This window comes from Polaromonas sp. YR568 (assembly GCF_943372955.1).
Taxonomy (GTDB): Bacteria; Pseudomonadota; Gammaproteobacteria; order Burkholderiales; family Burkholderiaceae_C; genus Polaromonas.
Window position 1 is genome coordinate 887,769 of record NZ_CALSAL010000002.1, and the last position, 15,699, is coordinate 903,467.

Annotated in this window: 16 protein-coding genes; 13 read left to right on the forward strand and 3 right to left on the reverse strand. The window is 63.6% G+C overall.

All coding sequences use genetic code 11. From position 1 onward, the window contains the following. Nucleotide 1: 1 nt before the first annotated feature. The 8 genes from AAG793_RS10170 (at nt 2) to AAG793_RS10205 (ending at nt 7,947) form a co-directional block, all read left to right on the forward strand. A complete protein-coding gene (locus AAG793_RS10170) occupies nt 2-2,206 on the forward strand; it encodes an FAD-dependent oxidoreductase (protein ID WP_341907550.1) in 2,205 nt (734 codons plus the stop codon). Continuing rightward, nucleotides 2,203-2,874 carry a TIGR04283 family arsenosugar biosynthesis glycosyltransferase gene (locus AAG793_RS10175; protein ID WP_341907553.1) on the forward strand — a complete coding sequence of 224 codons (672 nt, stop codon included), beginning with the start codon at nt 2,203-2,205 and terminating at the stop codon, nt 2,872-2,874. The genes AAG793_RS10170 and AAG793_RS10175 overlap by 4 nt, the downstream gene beginning before the upstream one ends. Beyond that, a complete protein-coding gene (locus AAG793_RS10180) occupies nt 2,871-3,518 on the forward strand; it encodes a TIGR04282 family arsenosugar biosynthesis glycosyltransferase (protein WP_341907556.1) in 648 nt (215 codons plus the stop codon). Before AAG793_RS10175 ends, AAG793_RS10180 begins: the two co-directional genes overlap by 4 nt. Further along, a complete protein-coding gene (locus AAG793_RS10185; protein WP_341907558.1) occupies nt 3,515-4,300 on the forward strand; it encodes a DUF3047 domain-containing protein in 786 nt (261 codons plus the stop codon). Before AAG793_RS10180 ends, AAG793_RS10185 begins: the two co-directional genes overlap by 4 nt. A gap of 71 nt (nt 4,301-4,371) precedes the next feature. Further along, nucleotides 4,372-5,256: a phosphate/phosphite/phosphonate ABC transporter substrate-binding protein gene (locus tag AAG793_RS10190; protein ID WP_341907561.1), complete on the forward strand. Its 885-nt coding sequence runs from the start codon at nt 4,372-4,374 to the stop codon at nt 5,254-5,256. Nucleotides 5,257-5,264: 8 nt separating this feature from the next. Beyond that, nucleotides 5,265-6,155 carry a phosphonate ABC transporter, permease protein PhnE gene (phnE, locus tag AAG793_RS10195; protein ID WP_341907565.1) on the forward strand — a complete coding sequence of 297 codons (891 nt, stop codon included), beginning with the start codon at nt 5,265-5,267 and terminating at the stop codon, nt 6,153-6,155. After that, a complete protein-coding gene (locus AAG793_RS10200; protein WP_341907568.1) occupies nt 6,152-6,967 on the forward strand; it encodes an ATP-binding cassette domain-containing protein in 816 nt (271 codons plus the stop codon). Before phnE ends, AAG793_RS10200 begins: the two co-directional genes overlap by 4 nt. Then, entirely contained in the window at nt 6,964-7,947 is a 984-nt protein-coding gene (locus AAG793_RS10205) for a hypothetical protein (protein ID WP_341907571.1), read from the forward strand. Before AAG793_RS10200 ends, AAG793_RS10205 begins: the two co-directional genes overlap by 4 nt. Nucleotides 7,948-8,264: 317 nt before the next feature. On the opposite strand, the gene AAG793_RS10210 is transcribed toward AAG793_RS10205, so the two are convergent. The 3 genes from AAG793_RS10210 to AAG793_RS10220 are packed head-to-tail and all read right to left on the reverse strand — an operon-like array spanning nt 8,265 to nt 10,276. Further along, nucleotides 8,265-8,900, reverse strand: a complete 636-nt coding sequence (locus tag AAG793_RS10210) for a hypothetical protein (RefSeq protein ID WP_341907574.1) — start codon at nt 8,898-8,900, stop codon at nt 8,265-8,267. A 57-nt stretch (nt 8,901-8,957) separates the two neighbouring features. After that, complete coding sequence (locus AAG793_RS10215; RefSeq protein WP_341907577.1) at nt 8,958-9,890, reverse strand: demethoxyubiquinone hydroxylase family protein; 933 nt, start codon at nt 9,888-9,890, stop codon at nt 8,958-8,960. After that, on the reverse strand, nt 9,887-10,276 hold the full coding sequence (locus AAG793_RS10220; RefSeq protein WP_341907580.1) for a DUF4149 domain-containing protein: 390 nt from the start codon (nt 10,274-10,276) through the stop codon (nt 9,887-9,889). The genes AAG793_RS10215 and AAG793_RS10220 overlap by 4 nt, the downstream gene beginning before the upstream one ends. 261 nt (nt 10,277-10,537) lie before the next feature. Between AAG793_RS10220 and AAG793_RS10225 the strand changes: the two genes are divergently transcribed. The 5 genes from AAG793_RS10225 to AAG793_RS10245 all read left to right on the forward strand — a co-directional run. Beyond that, nucleotides 10,538-11,584 carry a MerR family transcriptional regulator gene (locus AAG793_RS10225; protein ID WP_341907582.1) on the forward strand — a complete coding sequence of 349 codons (1,047 nt, stop codon included), beginning with the start codon at nt 10,538-10,540 and terminating at the stop codon, nt 11,582-11,584. Between the two features lie 130 nt (nt 11,585-11,714). Then, nucleotides 11,715-12,149, forward strand: a complete 435-nt coding sequence (locus tag AAG793_RS10230; protein WP_341907586.1) for a BLUF domain-containing protein — start codon at nt 11,715-11,717, stop codon at nt 12,147-12,149. Between the two features lie 198 nt (nt 12,150-12,347). After that, entirely contained in the window at nt 12,348-12,779 is a 432-nt protein-coding gene (locus tag AAG793_RS10235; protein WP_341907587.1) for a hypothetical protein, read from the forward strand. An 813-nt stretch (nt 12,780-13,592) separates the two neighbouring features. Next, nucleotides 13,593-14,357 carry an MHYT domain-containing protein gene (locus tag AAG793_RS10240; RefSeq protein WP_341907590.1) on the forward strand — a complete coding sequence of 255 codons (765 nt, stop codon included), beginning with the start codon at nt 13,593-13,595 and terminating at the stop codon, nt 14,355-14,357. A gap of 824 nt (nt 14,358-15,181) precedes the next feature. After that, nucleotides 15,182-15,699: hypothetical protein (locus AAG793_RS10245; protein WP_341907592.1), on the forward strand; the 518-nt coding region annotated here is incomplete at its 3' end.

Consider the following 15,699-nt stretch of genomic DNA (forward strand, 5'->3'; position numbering starts at 1 on the left):
CATGCGACATGCCAAGCGCCTGGCGCTGCTGGTGCTTGCTGTTCTGCTGGTCTGGGCGTTCTTCGCTCTTGGTGGCCAGAAGTGGCTGACGCTGAACGGCCTGAAATCCGGGCTCGACCAGTTCACCGTGTGGAAGAGCACATCGCCCGTGTTGCTGGGCCTCGCCTTTGCTGCGGTGTATGTGCTGGTGACGGCACTGTCGTTGCCGGGTGCCGTGATCCTCACGCTGGCGGCAGGCGCGATTTTTGGGCTGTTCTGGGGCACGGTGATCGCCTCTTTCGCCTCCACGCTGGGCGCCACCCTGGCCTTCTGGAGCGCGCGCTACCTGCTGCGTGACTGGGTGCAGGCGCGTTTTGGCAACCGCCTCAAGCCGATCAACGACGGCATCGCCCGCGATGGCGCCTTCTACCTGTTCACGCTGCGGCTGGTACCGGTGTTTCCCTTTTTCCTCATCAACCTGCTGATGGGTCTGGTGCCCATCCGCTCATTGACGTTCTATGGCGTCAGCCAGGTGGGCATGCTGGCCGGCACGCTGGTGTATGTGAACGCCGGCACACAGCTGGCGCAGATCGATAGCCTGGCGGGAATCGTGTCGCCGGGTGTCACATTGTCGTTCGTTCTGCTGGGCGTGTTCCCGCTGATTGCCAAGGGGGTGCTGGGCTGGTTGCAGCGCCGCCGCGTGTATGCGCGCTGGACACGACCGCGCAGCTACGACCGCAACCTGGTCGTGATTGGCGCTGGCGCAGCCGGTCTGGTGACGGCCTACATCGGTGCCGCCGTGAAGGCCAAAGTCACGCTGGTCGAGGCGCACAAGATGGGCGGCGACTGCCTGAACTACGGTTGTGTGCCGAGCAAGGCACTGATCAAAAGCGCGCGGCTGGCCACCCAGATGCGGCATGCCGATCACTACGGCCTGTCGGCGGTGATGCCGCAATTCAGCTTTCGCCAGGTGATGGCCCGGGTGCACGAGGTGATCCGCCACATCGCCCCGCACGACAGCTTGGAGCGCTACGAGTCGCTGGGTGTCGAGGTCCTTCAGGGCTACGGCCGCGTGGTGGACCCGTGGACGGTGGAGATCGAAGCGGCAGACGGTCGCAAGCAACGCCTGACCACCCGCAGCATCGTGATTGCCGCCGGCGCGCAGCCGCTGGTGCCGCCATTGCCCGGACTCGACGCGGTGGGCTACGTCACCAGCGACACCCTGTGGGACGTCTTTGCCGACATGGACGCGCCGCCCGCCCGATTGGTGATTCTCGGTGGCGGCCCGATCGGCTGCGAGTTGTCGCAAAGCTTTGCGCGCCTGGGTTCTGCCGTGACGCAGATCGAGATGGCACCGCGCATCATGGCCCGCGAAGACGCCGAGGTGTCGGAACTGGCCCGCGCAGCCCTCACACGCGACGGCGTGACCGTGCTCACTGGCCACAAGGCGCTGCGCTGCGAGCGCGAGGAGCGGGACAGCGCGGTGCGCAAGTACATCGTCGTTGAACACGCGGGCGTGGAGCAGCGCATTGAATTTGACGCGCTGGTGTGCGCGGTGGGCCGCGTGGCCCGGTTGCAGGGCTACGGCCTGGAAGACATCGGCATTCCCACCCAGCGCACGGTGGTGACCAACGAGTACCTCGAAACGCTGTACCCCAACATCTACGCCGCTGGCGACGTGGCCGGTCCCTACCAGTTCACCCATGTCGCCGCGCATCAGGCCTGGTACGCCGCCGTCAATGCGCTGTTCGGACAGTTCAAGCGCTTCAAGGTGGACTACTCCGTCATTCCCTGGGCCACCTTCATCGATCCGGAAGTGGCGCGGGTCGGTCTGAATGAGCAAGAGTCGAAAGAAAAAGGGATTGCGTTCGAAGTCACACGCTACGGCATTGACGATCTGGACCGCGCCATTGCCGACGGCACGGCGCACGGCTTCGTCAAGGTGTTGACGGTGCCGGGCAAGGACCGCATCCTGGGCGTGACCATCGTGGGCGAACATGCCGCCGACCTGCTGGCCGAGTTCGTGCTGGCGATGAAGCACGGCCTGGGCCTGAACAAGATTCTGGGCACCATCCACACCTACCCCACGCTGGCCGAAGCCAACAAGTACGCCGCCGGTGAATGGAAGCGCGCGCACGCGCCGCAGAAGCTGCTGGCCTGGGTGCAGCGCTACCACGCCTGGCGGCTCAACAAACCGACCGGCGGCTCGGGACAGGGGCACCCGTGAAACTGTCGCTCATCGTACCTGTGCTGAATGAAGCCGCTGGCTTGCCTGAGCTGTGCGCGCACCTGCTGCCGCTGGTGCGTCAGGGCGTGGAAGTCATCGTGGTCGATGGCGGCAGTCACGACGGCAGCGCCGAGGCGGTGGAGTGTCTGGGCTTTCGGCTGATCCGCTCGCCGCGGGGGCGTGCCCTGCAGATGAATGCAGGCGCTGCCGCCGCCAGCGGCGATGTGCTGCTGTTCCTGCATGCCGACACGCGCCTGCCGCCTGCCGCCCTTCAGCGGCTGCAGGCCAGCGGATTGCAGGGTTGCGCGTGGGGGCGCTTTGATGTGCGCATCGACGGGCGCCCGGCCCTGCTGGTACTGGTGGCCTGGCTGATGAACCGGCGCTCACGCCTGACCGGTATTGCGACAGGCGATCAGGCCCTCTTCATGACCCGCGCAGCGTTCGATGCGGTGGGTGGCTTCCCGGTGCAGCCGCTGATGGAAGACATTGAAATCTCCAGCCGGCTGCGCCGCATGGCACGCCCGATCTGCGTGTCTGATCCGGTGGTGACCTCGGGCAGGCGCTGGGAGCAGCGCGGGGTGTGGCGCACCATTTTCCTGATGTGGCGCCTGCGCTGGGCCTACTGGCGCGGTGTGCCCGCAAGCCGACTCGCCGAGGCCTACCGATGAAAGCGGCGCGCATCGTCATCATGGCCAAGGCGCCCATCGCGGGCTTCTGCAAGACCCGCCTGATCCCCGCACTGGGCGAACACGGCGCAGCAGCGCTGGCACACCGCATGCTGCTGCGCGCCGTGCATTTCGCGCTGGCGGCGCGGCTGGGTACCGTGGAGCTCTGCGTCACGCCCGGCCCTCAGTACTTTGACTGGACCACGCTGGATTTGCCGCAAGGTCTGGTCTGCACCGATCAGGGGGAAGGCGACCTCGGTGCACGCATGGGCCGCGTGGCCCGGCGCGTGACCCAGGGGGGTGAAGCCATCCTGCTGATGGGTACAGACTGCCCTACCCTCGAAACCCACCTGCTGCAACGCGCTGAAGCGGCCTTGCAGGACCACGACGCGTCGCTGGTGCCAGCCACCGATGGCGGTTACGTGCTGCTCGGCCTGAATCACTTTGACGCCACGCTGTTCGACGCCATGCCCTGGAGCACCGCTGCCGTGGCTGCCGAGACCAGGCAGCGCGTGGCGCAACTCGGCTGGCTTCTGTGCGAACTGCTAGCCCTGCACGACATCGACGAGCCGCAAGACCTCGCTTGGCTGCCAGCTGATTTGCAGACGGGGTCACCGGCCAGCTTGCCCCTGCCCACACCCTCATGAAATACACACCCATCCGCTTCGCTTTGAAACCCCGCTCGCTGGCCCTGCTGATGCTGTGTGCCATGAGCGGACTGACGACCCTCGCCATCGCCACCCCGGTGCGGGTGGGCGACTTTGCTGCGAGCGGCGAGGCCGTGCCAGCCCCGTGGAAAGTGGTGCAGATTGACGACCGTGTACCCGCCACACGCTACCGCACCTTTCAGTGGGACGGGCGGGCCGCCGTGGAAGCCACAGCCAACGCCAGCATGGCGCTGCTGGCCCGGCCGCTGACGGTTGATCTGCAGGCCACGCCCGTGCTGTGCTGGCTGTGGCGTGTGGACGGTGTGGTGCAACAGGCCGACCTGACCCGCAAAGCCGGCGATGACTATGCCGCCCGCGTCTACGTCACCTTCACCGTGCCCCCCGAATCACTGGACCTGGGCCTGCGCATGAAGCTGGCACTTGGCCGCAGCCTGTATGGTGCGCTGGCGCCCGATGCGGCGGTCAACTATGTGTGGGACAACCGTCAGCCGGTCGGCACCCGCGCCTTCAATGCCTACACCGACCGGGCCGCGATGGTGGTACGGCGTTCCGGCAAGGAGCAGGTCGGCCGCTGGGTCAGCGAGCGGGCCAACGTACTGGCCGACGCCACACAGGCCTTTGGCGCGCTTCCGTTCAAAGCCAGCCTGCTGGCGGTGGCATCAGACACCGACAACACCAAGGAGCAGGCCCGTGCCGGCTTCGCCGAACTGCACTTTGTCGGCGCCGACGAGCCCTGCCAGTTTGCAGGCCAGCCGCCATGAAGAGACACCGCGGCAGAGCCCGTACCAGCATAAGCATCAGCATCAACAAGCCTATTCAAGGAGTGGTTCCCATGAAGTTCAGTCGTCGCATGTTCACCCTGCTGGCCGCCCTGGCCATCACAGGCACGGCGCAGGCCCAGCAGGCACAACAGGCGCGGCAAGCCCCGCTGCAACTCGGCGTGGGCCTGTTCCAGCCCGACAAGGAAAAGAACGACGCCACCTACAAGCCGCTGGCCGACTACCTGGCCAGCCAGTTGCAGCGCCCGGTGCAACTGCGCACGGTGGACAGCTGGGAGGGTCTGGCCAAATCGCTGGCCAACGGCGAAACCGACATGGCCCTGATGGGGCCCTGGGGCTATGTGCTGGCCAACCACGAGGCCGGTGCCGAGGTGGTCTCGACCATCCTCTATGACGGCAAGCCGGAATACTTCGCGATCATCGTCACCCACCCGAAGTCAGGCATCAACACACTGGCCGACCTGAAGGGCAAAACCTTCGCGTTTGGTGACAAGGGCTCCACCTCCGGCTACCTGATTCCCCGCCACCACTTCATGACGCTGGGCATCAACCCCGACACCTATTTCAGCAAGGTGCTGTACACCAAGCACCAGGCCATTGAAACCCAGGTCACACAGGGCTTGCTGGATGCCGGTGCCGACTACAACCGCAACCGCAACGCGATGATCGAGCAGGGGCTGATCAAGGCCGAGCAGTCCAAGATCATCTGGCAGTCGGCACCATTGCCCAACGACGCCTTTGCGGTCAGCAAAACGCTGGCAGCCGACAAGGCCTTTGTCGCGCGCCTGCAGCAGGCGCTGGCCGGGGTCGGTGCGGCGCTCAAGTCACAGCCACGGCTGCTGCCCGCGAACTACACCGGCTTTGTCACGCGGGACAACACCTTCTACAAACCGATCCGCGACGCGGGCCTGGCCACCGGTAACTTGCGGGCCAAGTAAGCATGGCGATGACGATGGCAGCGGGTGCTGGCGGCGCAACCCGTCAGGGTGGACGGCTGCAGTTCCTCGGTCTGGCGCTGGTGTACGGGCTGCTGGTGCTGGCCTGTCTGTGGTCGCTGGGCGCCGAGGGCGAGCTCTCGATGGGCCGCAACCCGCTGGCCAATCTCGCCAAGACCGTCACCGAGTTTGCCCACCCCAGTTTTCTGGATGTCTGGTTTGGCGACACACGGCTGGAATACCGCAGCGACGACGGCACCGTGCTGCGCGTGGAAAACCGCCAGCAGGTCGAGGCCGATTACCTGGCTGCGCTGGGGCGCGCCACCTGGACCACCATCCGCATCGCCACCCTGGGCTCGCTGCTAGGCGCGCTGTTGGCCCTGCCGCTGGCGGTGCTGACGGCGCGTAATCTGGCCGCGCCGCGCGCGCTGGCAGTGGCAGCCAAAGCCGTGCTGGATGTGATGCGCTCCATCCACACGCTGGTGTTCGGGCTGGTGCTGGTCGGCATCGTCGGCCTCGGGCCCACGGCCGGCATTCTGGCGATTGGCCTGCATTCGATGGGCACCTACGGCAAGCTGTTTGCCGAGGCCATCGAGTCGCTGGACATGGCGGCCATCCATGCGGTGCAAAGCGTCGGCGCCAGTCGCACGCAGGTGTTCTTCAACGCCGTCTGCCCGTCGGTGCTGCCGCAGTTTGTTTCCAGCCATCTGTACATCTGGGAGTTCAACATCCGCGACTCGACCATTCTCGGCATCATCGGCGCCGGCGGGCTGGGCCTGCTGATCTCGGAGGCCACTGCACTGTTCCAGTGGGATCGGCTTGCCACGGTACTCCTGGTGGTCATTGTTCTGGTGAGTTCGTTCGACGCCGTCAGTCGCCGCATCCGGCAGGCCTTGTCATGAGCAGCCCCTGCATTGATCTGAAAAATGTCTGCTGCCAGATCCATGGGCAGACGGTGCTCGACATTCCGGCGCTGACGGTCGCGGCCGGCGAACGCGTGGCCATCATCGGCCACAACGGCGCGGGCAAATCCACGCTCTTCAAGGTGCTCACCGGCTTCATGCGCCCCACCCACGGCGAGGTGCAGGTGCTGGGCCGCTCGCTCGGCATGGCGCTTGATGCGCGGCAGTGGCGGCTGCTGCGGCAGGAGATCGGGCAAGTGATGCAGGGCCTGCATCTGGTGGGCCGCCTGTCTGCGCTCGACAACGTGCTGATCGGTGCGCTCGGTCGCGTGGGCGGCTGGCGCAGCTGGGCACGTGTCTTCCCTGCGGCCGAAATCGAGCGCGCCAACCTGGCGCTGCAACAAGTCGGCATGCTGTCCCGCGCTGGTACCCGGGCTGACCAGCTTTCTGGTGGCGAGCGGCAAAAGGTGGGCGTGGCCCGCATGCTGATGCAGGGGCCGCGACTCATCCTCGCCGACGAACCCACGGCCGCCCTGGACCCGACCGCAGCGGCCGAAGTCTGCCAACTGCTGGTGTCTGCGGCCGCTGGCGCCACGCTGCTGACCGTGGTGCACAACCCGGCCTTGCTGCCGGTGCTGGCCGACCGGGTGATTGGCCTGCGGCAGGGCAAGGTGGCGTTTGATCTCCCGGTGTCCCAGGTGGGCGACCGGCAACTGGTGGGCCTGTACCGCCCCCTCGGCAGCGAACCACCCGCCCATTGGCAGGTGGCGCTGCCCGTTCATTGGCATCACGAAGACGGAATCACCCCATGAACCACACCACGACTCACACCATTGATCACGTCATGAGCGACACCCATACCGAAGCCCATACCGAAACCCACACCGACATCGCGGGCCGCAGCTGCCCCTTGCGCTACCGATACGGCCCGCACGCCATCGCCACGGCGCCGCAGCACCCGGCCGACACCCTGTACGTCATCGGCGGGCTGTACGGCAACCTGCCGGCGCTCGATGTGATTGAGCGCATGGCTGCGAAGGAAGCCGGGCCGGTCACCCTGTGCTTCAACGGCGACTTCAACTGGTTCAACATTGACGACGACGGCTTTCGCGCCATCAACCAGCGCGTGCTGCAGCACCACGCCATCACCGGCAATGTGGAAGCCGAGCTGTCGTCTGCCGGCGACGAGGCCGGCTGTGGTTGCGCCTATCCGGATCAGGTCGATGCCGCCGTGGTGGAGCGCTCCAACCGGATTCACGCACGCCTGAAAGCCACAGCGCAACGCCATGCCGCGCTGACCGCACGCCTCGATCGCCTGCCCATGTTCGCGCGGTACGACGTCGGCGACTGCCGCGTGGGCGTGGTGCATGGTGATGCGGAATCGCTGGCTGGGTGGCGCTTCGGCGTTGATGAGATCAACCGACCAGAGCACGCCGCCTGGCTGCGCAACGCCTTCGAGGCGGCCAGGGTGGATGTGTTTGCGTCCAGCCACACCTGCGAGCCCCTGCTCAAGCCACTCAGGGCCAACGGCCGGGACGCAGCGGTGATCAATAACGGTGCAGCTGGCATGCCCAATGCGGGCGGCAAGTGGCCGGGGCTGATCACACGCATTGGCCGCACGCCATCGCCACATGTCGTGGCCTATGGCTCGCGTGTCGCCGGGGCGTGGGTCGATGCGCTGCCTGTGGCTTACGACCAGGCGCGCTGGAAGCGCCTGTTTCTTTCCAACTGGCCAGAGCGCTCTGACGCCCATACGTCTTACTTCGCGCGGATCAACGGGCTGCAGGCGTGAGGTGAGACGCGCTCAGCACATTCACCACACTCACAGTATTTTTATGTAGCCCACGCATCTCGGCATCAGACCACCGTCATGACGGGCTGAGCGATGAAAGGTGGCGGTCACTCGCCCGTGCGAGTCTCCGCCGCTTGCGCCTGCTCAGGCGAGCCGCTTTCAGGCTCGGCACCGGGGTGACACATCCGGGTGCCGTCCCATTGCTGACCACACCAGCACCGGCCCGAGGGGTCGACGATGCAGACCCCGGTGCCGCAGCACCTTGGGTCCTCGCTGCTGTCAGTCATGGGGGCAGTGGCTTGTGGGCACGCAGAAACTCAAGCTGCCACCGCACGCGGCGCAGCCGACACATGGGCATGAATGTCCGCCTGCTCGCCGGGCAGGATCATGCCGAGCTCTGACGACTCCTTGACCAGCTGCAACAGCGCATCGCCCGCCAGCGCGGTGTCGTGCGCAGCAGGCTGGGTGCGCAGGGATGCGTCCTTGAAGCAGTGCACCGCGCGCAGGGCCTGCTCTGGCGACAGGGTGCCGGGAATCTCCAGCCCGAGTGCGGGCACATGCTTGGCCAGAATCCTGAAGAACGAGATGGCCAGGGTCGGCGAAGTGCCATACAGGCTGAACTTGCGCCCGGCGGCTTCGAGCCGCAGCGTGTGGCCGTACCGGCCTTTTTCGCACTCGGCATGCGTGATGTCAGCCAAGCGGATGCGGGTGGTCGCGGTGCTCACGCCATGGCCGCGCAGCAGCACAGCGGTATCGCTCAAGACCCACAGACCGCGGCCGGAACCCACCACGCGACCGACCACGTAGGCCGTCAGTTTCTCGCCCGGGGTGAAGTCGTCACGAACGCTGTCAGCGTCGGCTGCAGTGAGCAGCTTCACGGCGCCGGGGTTGGTGCCTTCGATGAGGATTTCCATCAGTTCATTGCCGAACTTGAATGAGTTCAAGAAGTTCATGGTGTCAAAAGTCTCCGGGGGTTACAAAACAGAAAACAGGAATAAGAAAATCAAGGGTCAGAGGCGCCGTGCCAGCCACACCGCCACGGCAGAGCCACGCCCGACGACGCGGCACCACGCCGAAAGCAGCCAGCTCGGTGGGCTTTGCACTTGTGCGAGGGATTCATCGCGGTGTTCGCGTTCGTCGTGCTGGCATTCGGCCAGCAGGCGGTACAGCGGCTGGCAGCCGGGTCGGCCGGCGAGCTGGTCCAGCTGATGCTGGTAGTGCTGATCGACAAAGGTCTCGACCGCTCCGATGGTGGCAAATACAGCCTGCGGGCCCGCCAGCGCGGGCAGCGCGCCGGTCACCCAACCGGCCATTCGCCAGGGCAACAGCAGCCAGCTGCGACGCAGGGGCGGCAGCAGCGCCTGCATGTGCTGCAGGTGGCGCTGCTCGGTCTCCAGATGTCGCAGGGCAAACGTCCTCACGGCGTCATCGCGTGACACGGCCAGGATGCCTCGGTAGATCCACACGGCGCCAGTTTCGCCGGCGTGATCGGAGCGCAGGTCGCCCAACAGGCTGGCCGGCATGTCGGCAGGCAGATGGGCCACATCCCATTTGGCGACGAGGCGCTGGATCGCCGGACGGTAGCGCAGGAAGCCGGAATACGCCCGCTCCAGCAGGGGCGTGACACCGGGCAGCGAGGCCAGGCGGCCCAGCCAGCGCCAGCCCGGCAACGACAGCCACAACGCCACAAAGGCGGCCGCACCGCTGAGCAGTTCACCGCTTGGCAGGCGCACATGAAAGCGCGCCAAAAACTTCAAACGCTGTTGCTCATCCAGCAAGGCGGTGTCTTGCGCACTCACGTCGGTCCACACCACCGGCTGCAGCGGCGTGAGCTGCTGGTACACACCGACCTCGCGCCGGCACAGCGGACAGGCGCCGTCGAACATCACCGTCAGGGCGTCACACGGGTTCGAGCCCGCCGGGGTGATGGGTGGCGGGTTCACAGCAGGCCCTGCACCAGAAAGCCGATCAGCCACAGCAACTGCAGCACATTGAGCACCACGCTCGCGATGTGCAGCACCTTGAAGGCCTGCGCCCGCTTCTCATCACGCGCCCGGTTGATCTGCGGCGTGAGCCACCAGCGGCTGAAAAAGAACAGCGCCGCGCACACCGCCAGGCCGAGCTGCTGGAGAAGTGTGGGGGCCATCGCAGCCGCCGCTGCCGTGAGCACGCCCAGATACAGGTAGTACTTGGGGAAAAACGCCCGCACATAGGTGGCCGCCCACTCGGCTGGCAAGACCACAAAGATCGCTGGCGCCACAGCCACACTGAAAAACAGCATGACGCCGACATTGGCGGCGACGATCAACGTGGCGATCTCGGCAAGCATCACGCCCCCATGCCCGGTGCGCGGCAGAAGCCCTGGGGCCTTGCCGACTGGCTGGGGAACAAGCAGCGTTCAGAGGTCACAGGGTGTCTGGATGGAAAGAGGTCAAAAAGGGGCATCGGGAGACTTGGCGCCTCGGCAGCTTCCTGCAATTTCTCGCGAGGTTGGAATCTACTCTAAAAGCTGATTTATTACAGTTGTATGGGTTTAAATCCACAGTTAAACGGCTATAACTGTTCAATACCTATTCAATATCATCTGTTTATGGCCAATATTCCTGCTCAACCCACCTCTGAACCGCCTACCGCCGAGGGTGCACCGCAGCTGCGAATTGGCGCGGTGTCGACCCTGGCCGGCGTGCCTGTCAGCACCCTTCGGGTGTGGGAGGCACGCTACAGCGCCTTCTCGCCCAGCAAAAGTTCAGGACGGCACCGGCTTTACAGCCAGGGCGACATGCAGAAGGCCGTGCTCTTGAAACAGCTGACAGACAGTGGCGTGGGCATCAGCACCATCGCAAGGCTCGACACCCCCGCGCTTCAAAGCCTGCTCATTCAGACACGCGGCCCGGCACTGGCCCACACGCAGCGAAAACTCGAAGCACGCCAGCTGACCCTGATGGTCGTCGGTGTCGGTATGGCCAGCCGGATCGCCTCGCAGAAGTTCACGCTGAAGTTTGTCGACCAGACGATCCGCGTTTGCGGCGTTTTCTTCGACCTGGACGAAGCCTGCGCCGCCACGCTGAGCGAAAAGCCCGATCTTCTGGTGGTCAAGCTGCACACCCTTCAAGACGCCGAGCGCCAGCAGATGGAGCGCCTGATGGCTGCCCACGGCATGCGGCAGGCCATCGTGGTCTATCACTACGGGCCGGAGGCGGTGGCAGAAACACTGCGGCTCTCGGGCATTGCGGTGCGACGCGAGCCGGTGTCCGACTACGAACTCTCAGACCTCATCAGCTCGGTGCTGCTGGTGGATGCCGCCGCCGCGAAGCCCGCTAACGCCAAGGACGCCAGCAGCCCGCCGTTTCAGGGGTCGGCCATACCGGCGCGCAAATACTCGGATGAAACCCTGGCGCGCATCGCGGGCATCTCCACCAACGTTCTGTGCGAATGCCCCCGGCATGTGGCCGAGCTGATTGGCCAGTTGGCAAGCTTCGAGCAATACAGCCAGGAGTGCCTGGTCCGCCACGCGGATGACGCGCACCTGCACGGCTATCTGCGGTCGGTTTCAGGGGCGGCGCGCGCCCTGTTCGAGCGCGCACTGGAGCTGGTTGCGGAGCATGAAGGCATCACGCTGGACAAGATGGGCGCTTGAGAGACCGAAGGGCAGCAGGCTTGAAAAAACCCACATTGGGAAGCTGCCTCAGCACACAGTCGGTGGCATTGGTAGACTGGCTTGCACAGCGACAAGACTCTCCACCACCGGTCTCCGCAGAAAGTGACACATGCAAACTCGCCCTTTGATCCGCCTTCTCTATGTCAGCCGCGCAGCCGGCCCGCAAACCGGTACGGTCAGCACGTCCATCCTGTCGGTAGCACAAACCAACAACCGAAAGAACGGGATCACCGGCGTGCTGTGCCAGGGGCAGGGGCTGTACCTGCAGGTGCTGGAAGGTCAACGCAGTGCAGTCAACCAGTTGTACGCAGCCATCCTGAATGACAAGCGCCATCACGACGTGGAGCTGCTCCAGCTCGAAGAAATCACCACCCGGCGCTATCCCGACTGGTCCATGGCGCATGTGGAACTGTCCGATCAGGATTTGATGATCCGCATGAACCACCCGGACTTCGACCCCTACACCGCCTCGGGCAGCACGGTGATGCAATTGCTCACCGCGCTGGTGTCGTCAGGAGACAGGCTGACGATGCCGCCAGCCTGAGCCGCAGCAGCAGCTGCAGACGACCACAGTCTGCAGTATGCGAATCGGCAAGGGCACGACTTGTACCGCGTGTGCAGATGCAACGGTTGACCTGCTGGAAGCGAGATTGTTCACACCTGTCAGCGTGCCGTTTGCAGCGGTTCACCACTGAACAATTGTTCACAGACCGCTTGCGCGCCGCCGCCTGAAAATGCGGTCATGTTTACCTCCCGCGACTCCCTTCCGCTGCACACAGTTGTCTTGACCCTTGCCATGCTGCCGTTCGCAGCCCTCGCTGATGATGACAAGGACGACCGCTATCGCCGGCAAGGCGCCGAGTACAAGCACGAATACCGGGATGGCAATTGCAAGGTCGAGCGCAAGCGCGAGAAGAACGGGGACTTCGAAGAAAAAATCGACTGCAAGGGCGGCTACCACGGCGGTTACGCACGTTCAGAATTCAAAGAGGAATTCCGCGATGGCAATTGCAAGGTCAAGCGTGAGCTGAAGAAAGACGGCGACTACAAGGAAGAACGCAAGTGCCGTGGCGACCGGCGGGTGTACTCCAGTGGACCGGTATACGTGCTGCCGCAGAACGCCGTGGTAGTCGAGCCGGGCGTCACCATTCGCGGCACCATTCAGGTCAGGTAAGCAGCCGGGTACCGTTACGCGGTAGCTGTATTGCCGACATAGCAAGGGCGGGCGTCAATGCCCTGTCAAATCGCCCAGCATCGAACTCGCACCTCGCGGTATCCCGGGCAACGCCATCGCGCCCTACTACGTACAGTGAAACGTACTTTCCCAAAGCACCAAAGCACGTTTCGCGGATGACTCTGCTGGTCGGGCATATGTAGAACACACAGTGCCTGTCGGACCACTGGCGGAGCCAGAAGAGATAGGTGAGCTCATTCACTACTTGGCTACGATGCAGGGTACCTTCATAACGGGAGCGGTCATCGATTTTTCTGGAAGGTGGCCTGTCCCAGTACCGCCACCCAACTGATCACCCGCCTGGCACTCGGCTCAAAACAGATGCGCCAGGAGCCAACTGGCTCGCCACACAGCGGTCGTTGACGCAGGTCAGCTTCTGGCCCGTGAATGGCCCCTGCATGTCATGGGCGCTCGATGCATGGCATTCATCTGCAGTGATGACACGGCAGACCGCAACGCCTCGCAAGCGGCCGATCAACCCAAAACCTCGACTGCCTGGATTCAACCTCTTACGGACCTCAACGTCATAAGTCTGGCGATTCTCACCGATCGTTGGCGAAGGACGGTTAGCCAAGTCGTTGATAGATAAGGAGTTATTTAGAGCCGTAGCGTCCCGAAGCACGCCAATGAAGTGATGTCATAGGTTTGAGCGTAACTTTTTCACGCTTTTCTCATTCGTATTGCGCCGGCCACTTGTAAGCAATCGCTACAAATATTACAGTCGCGTTTTATTTTAAACCGTGTAGTATTTTCATGAACTCACAAGTATTGACCAGCTATCAGTGGGATTTGGTCGCCCTGTCCTTTTTGATTTCCGTGGTCGGCGCGTTTATCGCGCTCACTGCCACCACCCGAATCAAGACGGGTAAAAGTCTCAGCATTTTCAACACCTTGATGGCCGGCACCGCCTTGGGAGGCGTGGGCGTTTGGGCGATGCATTTTGTGGGTATGTTGGCGCTTGATCTTGACGTGGCGACCAGCTTTTCAATGGTCGAAACGTCCATCTCCCTGGTGGCGGCCATCCTTGCGGCGTCGCTGGCCCTTGGCTTTGTGGCCAGAGCACCAGAAAGCATCTTGCGCATGTTGGGTGCAGGGCTGCTGCTGGGAACCAGCGTCGCCTTCATGCACTATCTCGGCATGTACGGCATGAAGTTCGGCGGTTTTATCGAATGGGATTTCGCGGTGGTCGGCGTATCAGTCGCGATTGCAATAGCTGCATCCACTGCCGCGTTGTGGTTAGCCTTCAGGAAGACCAATATTGCCCGGCGTCTGGCGGCTGCGGTGGTGATGGCCGTGGCGGTCAGCGCCATGCACTACACAGGTATGTCTGCAGCAGAGTTCATCTGCACAACTGCAGCACGAACTGCTCTGCCGCAAGGTTTTGGCTACATCCCGTCTTTCAACCTGGCCAGCCTGGTGACCGTCGTTTCGTTAACGATGGCGGTTTTGCTGGGACTCGACCAGTTCCTGCAGCGCACACTGGTCGAGCGTCCAAACGCTGGGCGTGCCTACCGCTGACCGGCTCTGACTGACCACCCAGGTCAGCCCCCTCACTTGGGTGGTCAAGGCTCGTGAGTTTTGGCCACCCATTCTGTAATAAGAAAAAAGCAAATAAGCGCATGACTTCAAGCGATGCTTGCATCCTGGCAGTTGATGCTCTCGATCAAATCGTGAGCGACCTGGTTAAGGAAAACACTCTCCGTACAGCTCCAGAATTTTTAGACTGGATTGCAGATGAAGTCACACCCCTTGTTGAGGTGTCTGTGAAGAAGTCGTTTGACGATCCTCGATTCGTTACCACCCTTTCCATGGGAAGACCCGACATAGCCATGTCGGAATGGGTTCGGTATTGGGTTGGGCTGGCTGTTGAGTCAAAGCATCAACAGCTTCGTCAAAAAGCTCCCATACGCCGTCCGAAGTCAGCCCCACAAAGATGGACACGGCCAATTAGCATCGGGGCTAGCAATTGACTTCACTGTAAGCCCGGCTCCTGACCTGTTTCAGGCTCCGGCGCCATGCACGGACTCGCAGAAGCACAGGTGCCGGGAATTCATCCATGGCGAGGGGAAATCGGCTTCTTTCACTTCCCCACTTTGTAAGCCCTCAAGAACGGTCTTCACCACGGAAGCCCAAGTCTGTTTCGCGGCGTCCCCACTGCTGCATGCCGGTCACGCGCTGATTTCCGCTTCCGGCCCGAGTGCGGAGATTGCTCTGTCGGCGTGGAACACAGCGCAACGCCTCGCGTAAGGTTGGTCGGCTGAAGGCGACTAACCCTCATGCGCCTTGAACAGCATCTATCTCTACGCCAGAGCATCCCCGAACTCGCCTCGCTCATCCGGAGGGTGTGGGTCTGGGTATTCTTCATTGCGATCAGCCTGCCCAAGATCGTCAGCGCCATGGGCCTGTCCACAACGCTCCAGGGGCAGGCGTGCGTCGGGGCGACTGTCGCGGTGACCGCCCTGCAGCCTCTGCCCGAACAGGCCACGCAACGAATACCCGACAGCGTCGCCGCAGCGGGTGGGGTCGACGTGGCCTGGGCATGGCTCGGATCCCCGACGCTGCGCTACCCGCACCGAGCACTGGGCTCGCCCACGCACGCCGCTAGCGTGCATGCGCTGGTTCGCTCGCGGTCGGGTTCATGGCAAGTGGTCGACTCACGCCTGCCACTGCACAGGGTGTACGAGGACCGCGCTCCGCACATCGTCGACATTGACCGCGATGGCAGCGAGGAGATCGTGCTGGTCGAGGCCGATGCGTTGCGTGGCGCATCGCTCGTGGTACTGGGCATCGAGCACAGGGCCGACGGTCCGGTGCTGGTGGAGCGCGCTCGCAGTGCCTTTACCGGCACCACGTTTCGTTG

Excerpts from the sequence above, each read along its gene's own strand:
- phnE (WP_341907565.1), top strand. The coding sequence starts at position 5,265 with ATGACGATGGCAGCGGGTGCTGGCGGCGCAACCCGTCAGGGTGGACGG.
- AAG793_RS10180 (WP_341907556.1), top strand. The coding sequence starts at position 2,871 with ATGAAAGCGGCGCGCATCGTCATCATGGCCAAGGCGCCCATCGCGGGC.
- AAG793_RS10210 (WP_341907574.1), bottom strand. The coding sequence starts at position 8,900 with ATGAACTTCTTGAACTCATTCAAGTTCGGCAATGAACTGATGGAAATC.
- AAG793_RS10170 (WP_341907550.1), top strand. The coding sequence starts at position 2 with ATGCGACATGCCAAGCGCCTGGCGCTGCTGGTGCTTGCTGTTCTGCTG.
- AAG793_RS10205 (WP_341907571.1), top strand. The coding sequence starts at position 6,964 with ATGAACCACACCACGACTCACACCATTGATCACGTCATGAGCGACACC.
- AAG793_RS10200 (WP_341907568.1), top strand. The coding sequence starts at position 6,152 with ATGAGCAGCCCCTGCATTGATCTGAAAAATGTCTGCTGCCAGATCCAT.
- AAG793_RS10230 (WP_341907586.1), top strand. The coding sequence starts at position 11,715 with ATGCAAACTCGCCCTTTGATCCGCCTTCTCTATGTCAGCCGCGCAGCC.
- AAG793_RS10220 (WP_341907580.1), bottom strand. The coding sequence starts at position 10,276 with ATGCTTGCCGAGATCGCCACGTTGATCGTCGCCGCCAATGTCGGCGTC.
- AAG793_RS10240 (WP_341907590.1), top strand. The coding sequence starts at position 13,593 with ATGAACTCACAAGTATTGACCAGCTATCAGTGGGATTTGGTCGCCCTG.
- AAG793_RS10235 (WP_341907587.1), top strand. The coding sequence starts at position 12,348 with ATGTTTACCTCCCGCGACTCCCTTCCGCTGCACACAGTTGTCTTGACC.
- AAG793_RS10225 (WP_341907582.1), top strand. The coding sequence starts at position 10,538 with ATGGCCAATATTCCTGCTCAACCCACCTCTGAACCGCCTACCGCCGAG.
- AAG793_RS10190 (WP_341907561.1), top strand. The coding sequence starts at position 4,372 with ATGAAGTTCAGTCGTCGCATGTTCACCCTGCTGGCCGCCCTGGCCATC.
- AAG793_RS10185 (WP_341907558.1), top strand. The coding sequence starts at position 3,515 with ATGAAATACACACCCATCCGCTTCGCTTTGAAACCCCGCTCGCTGGCC.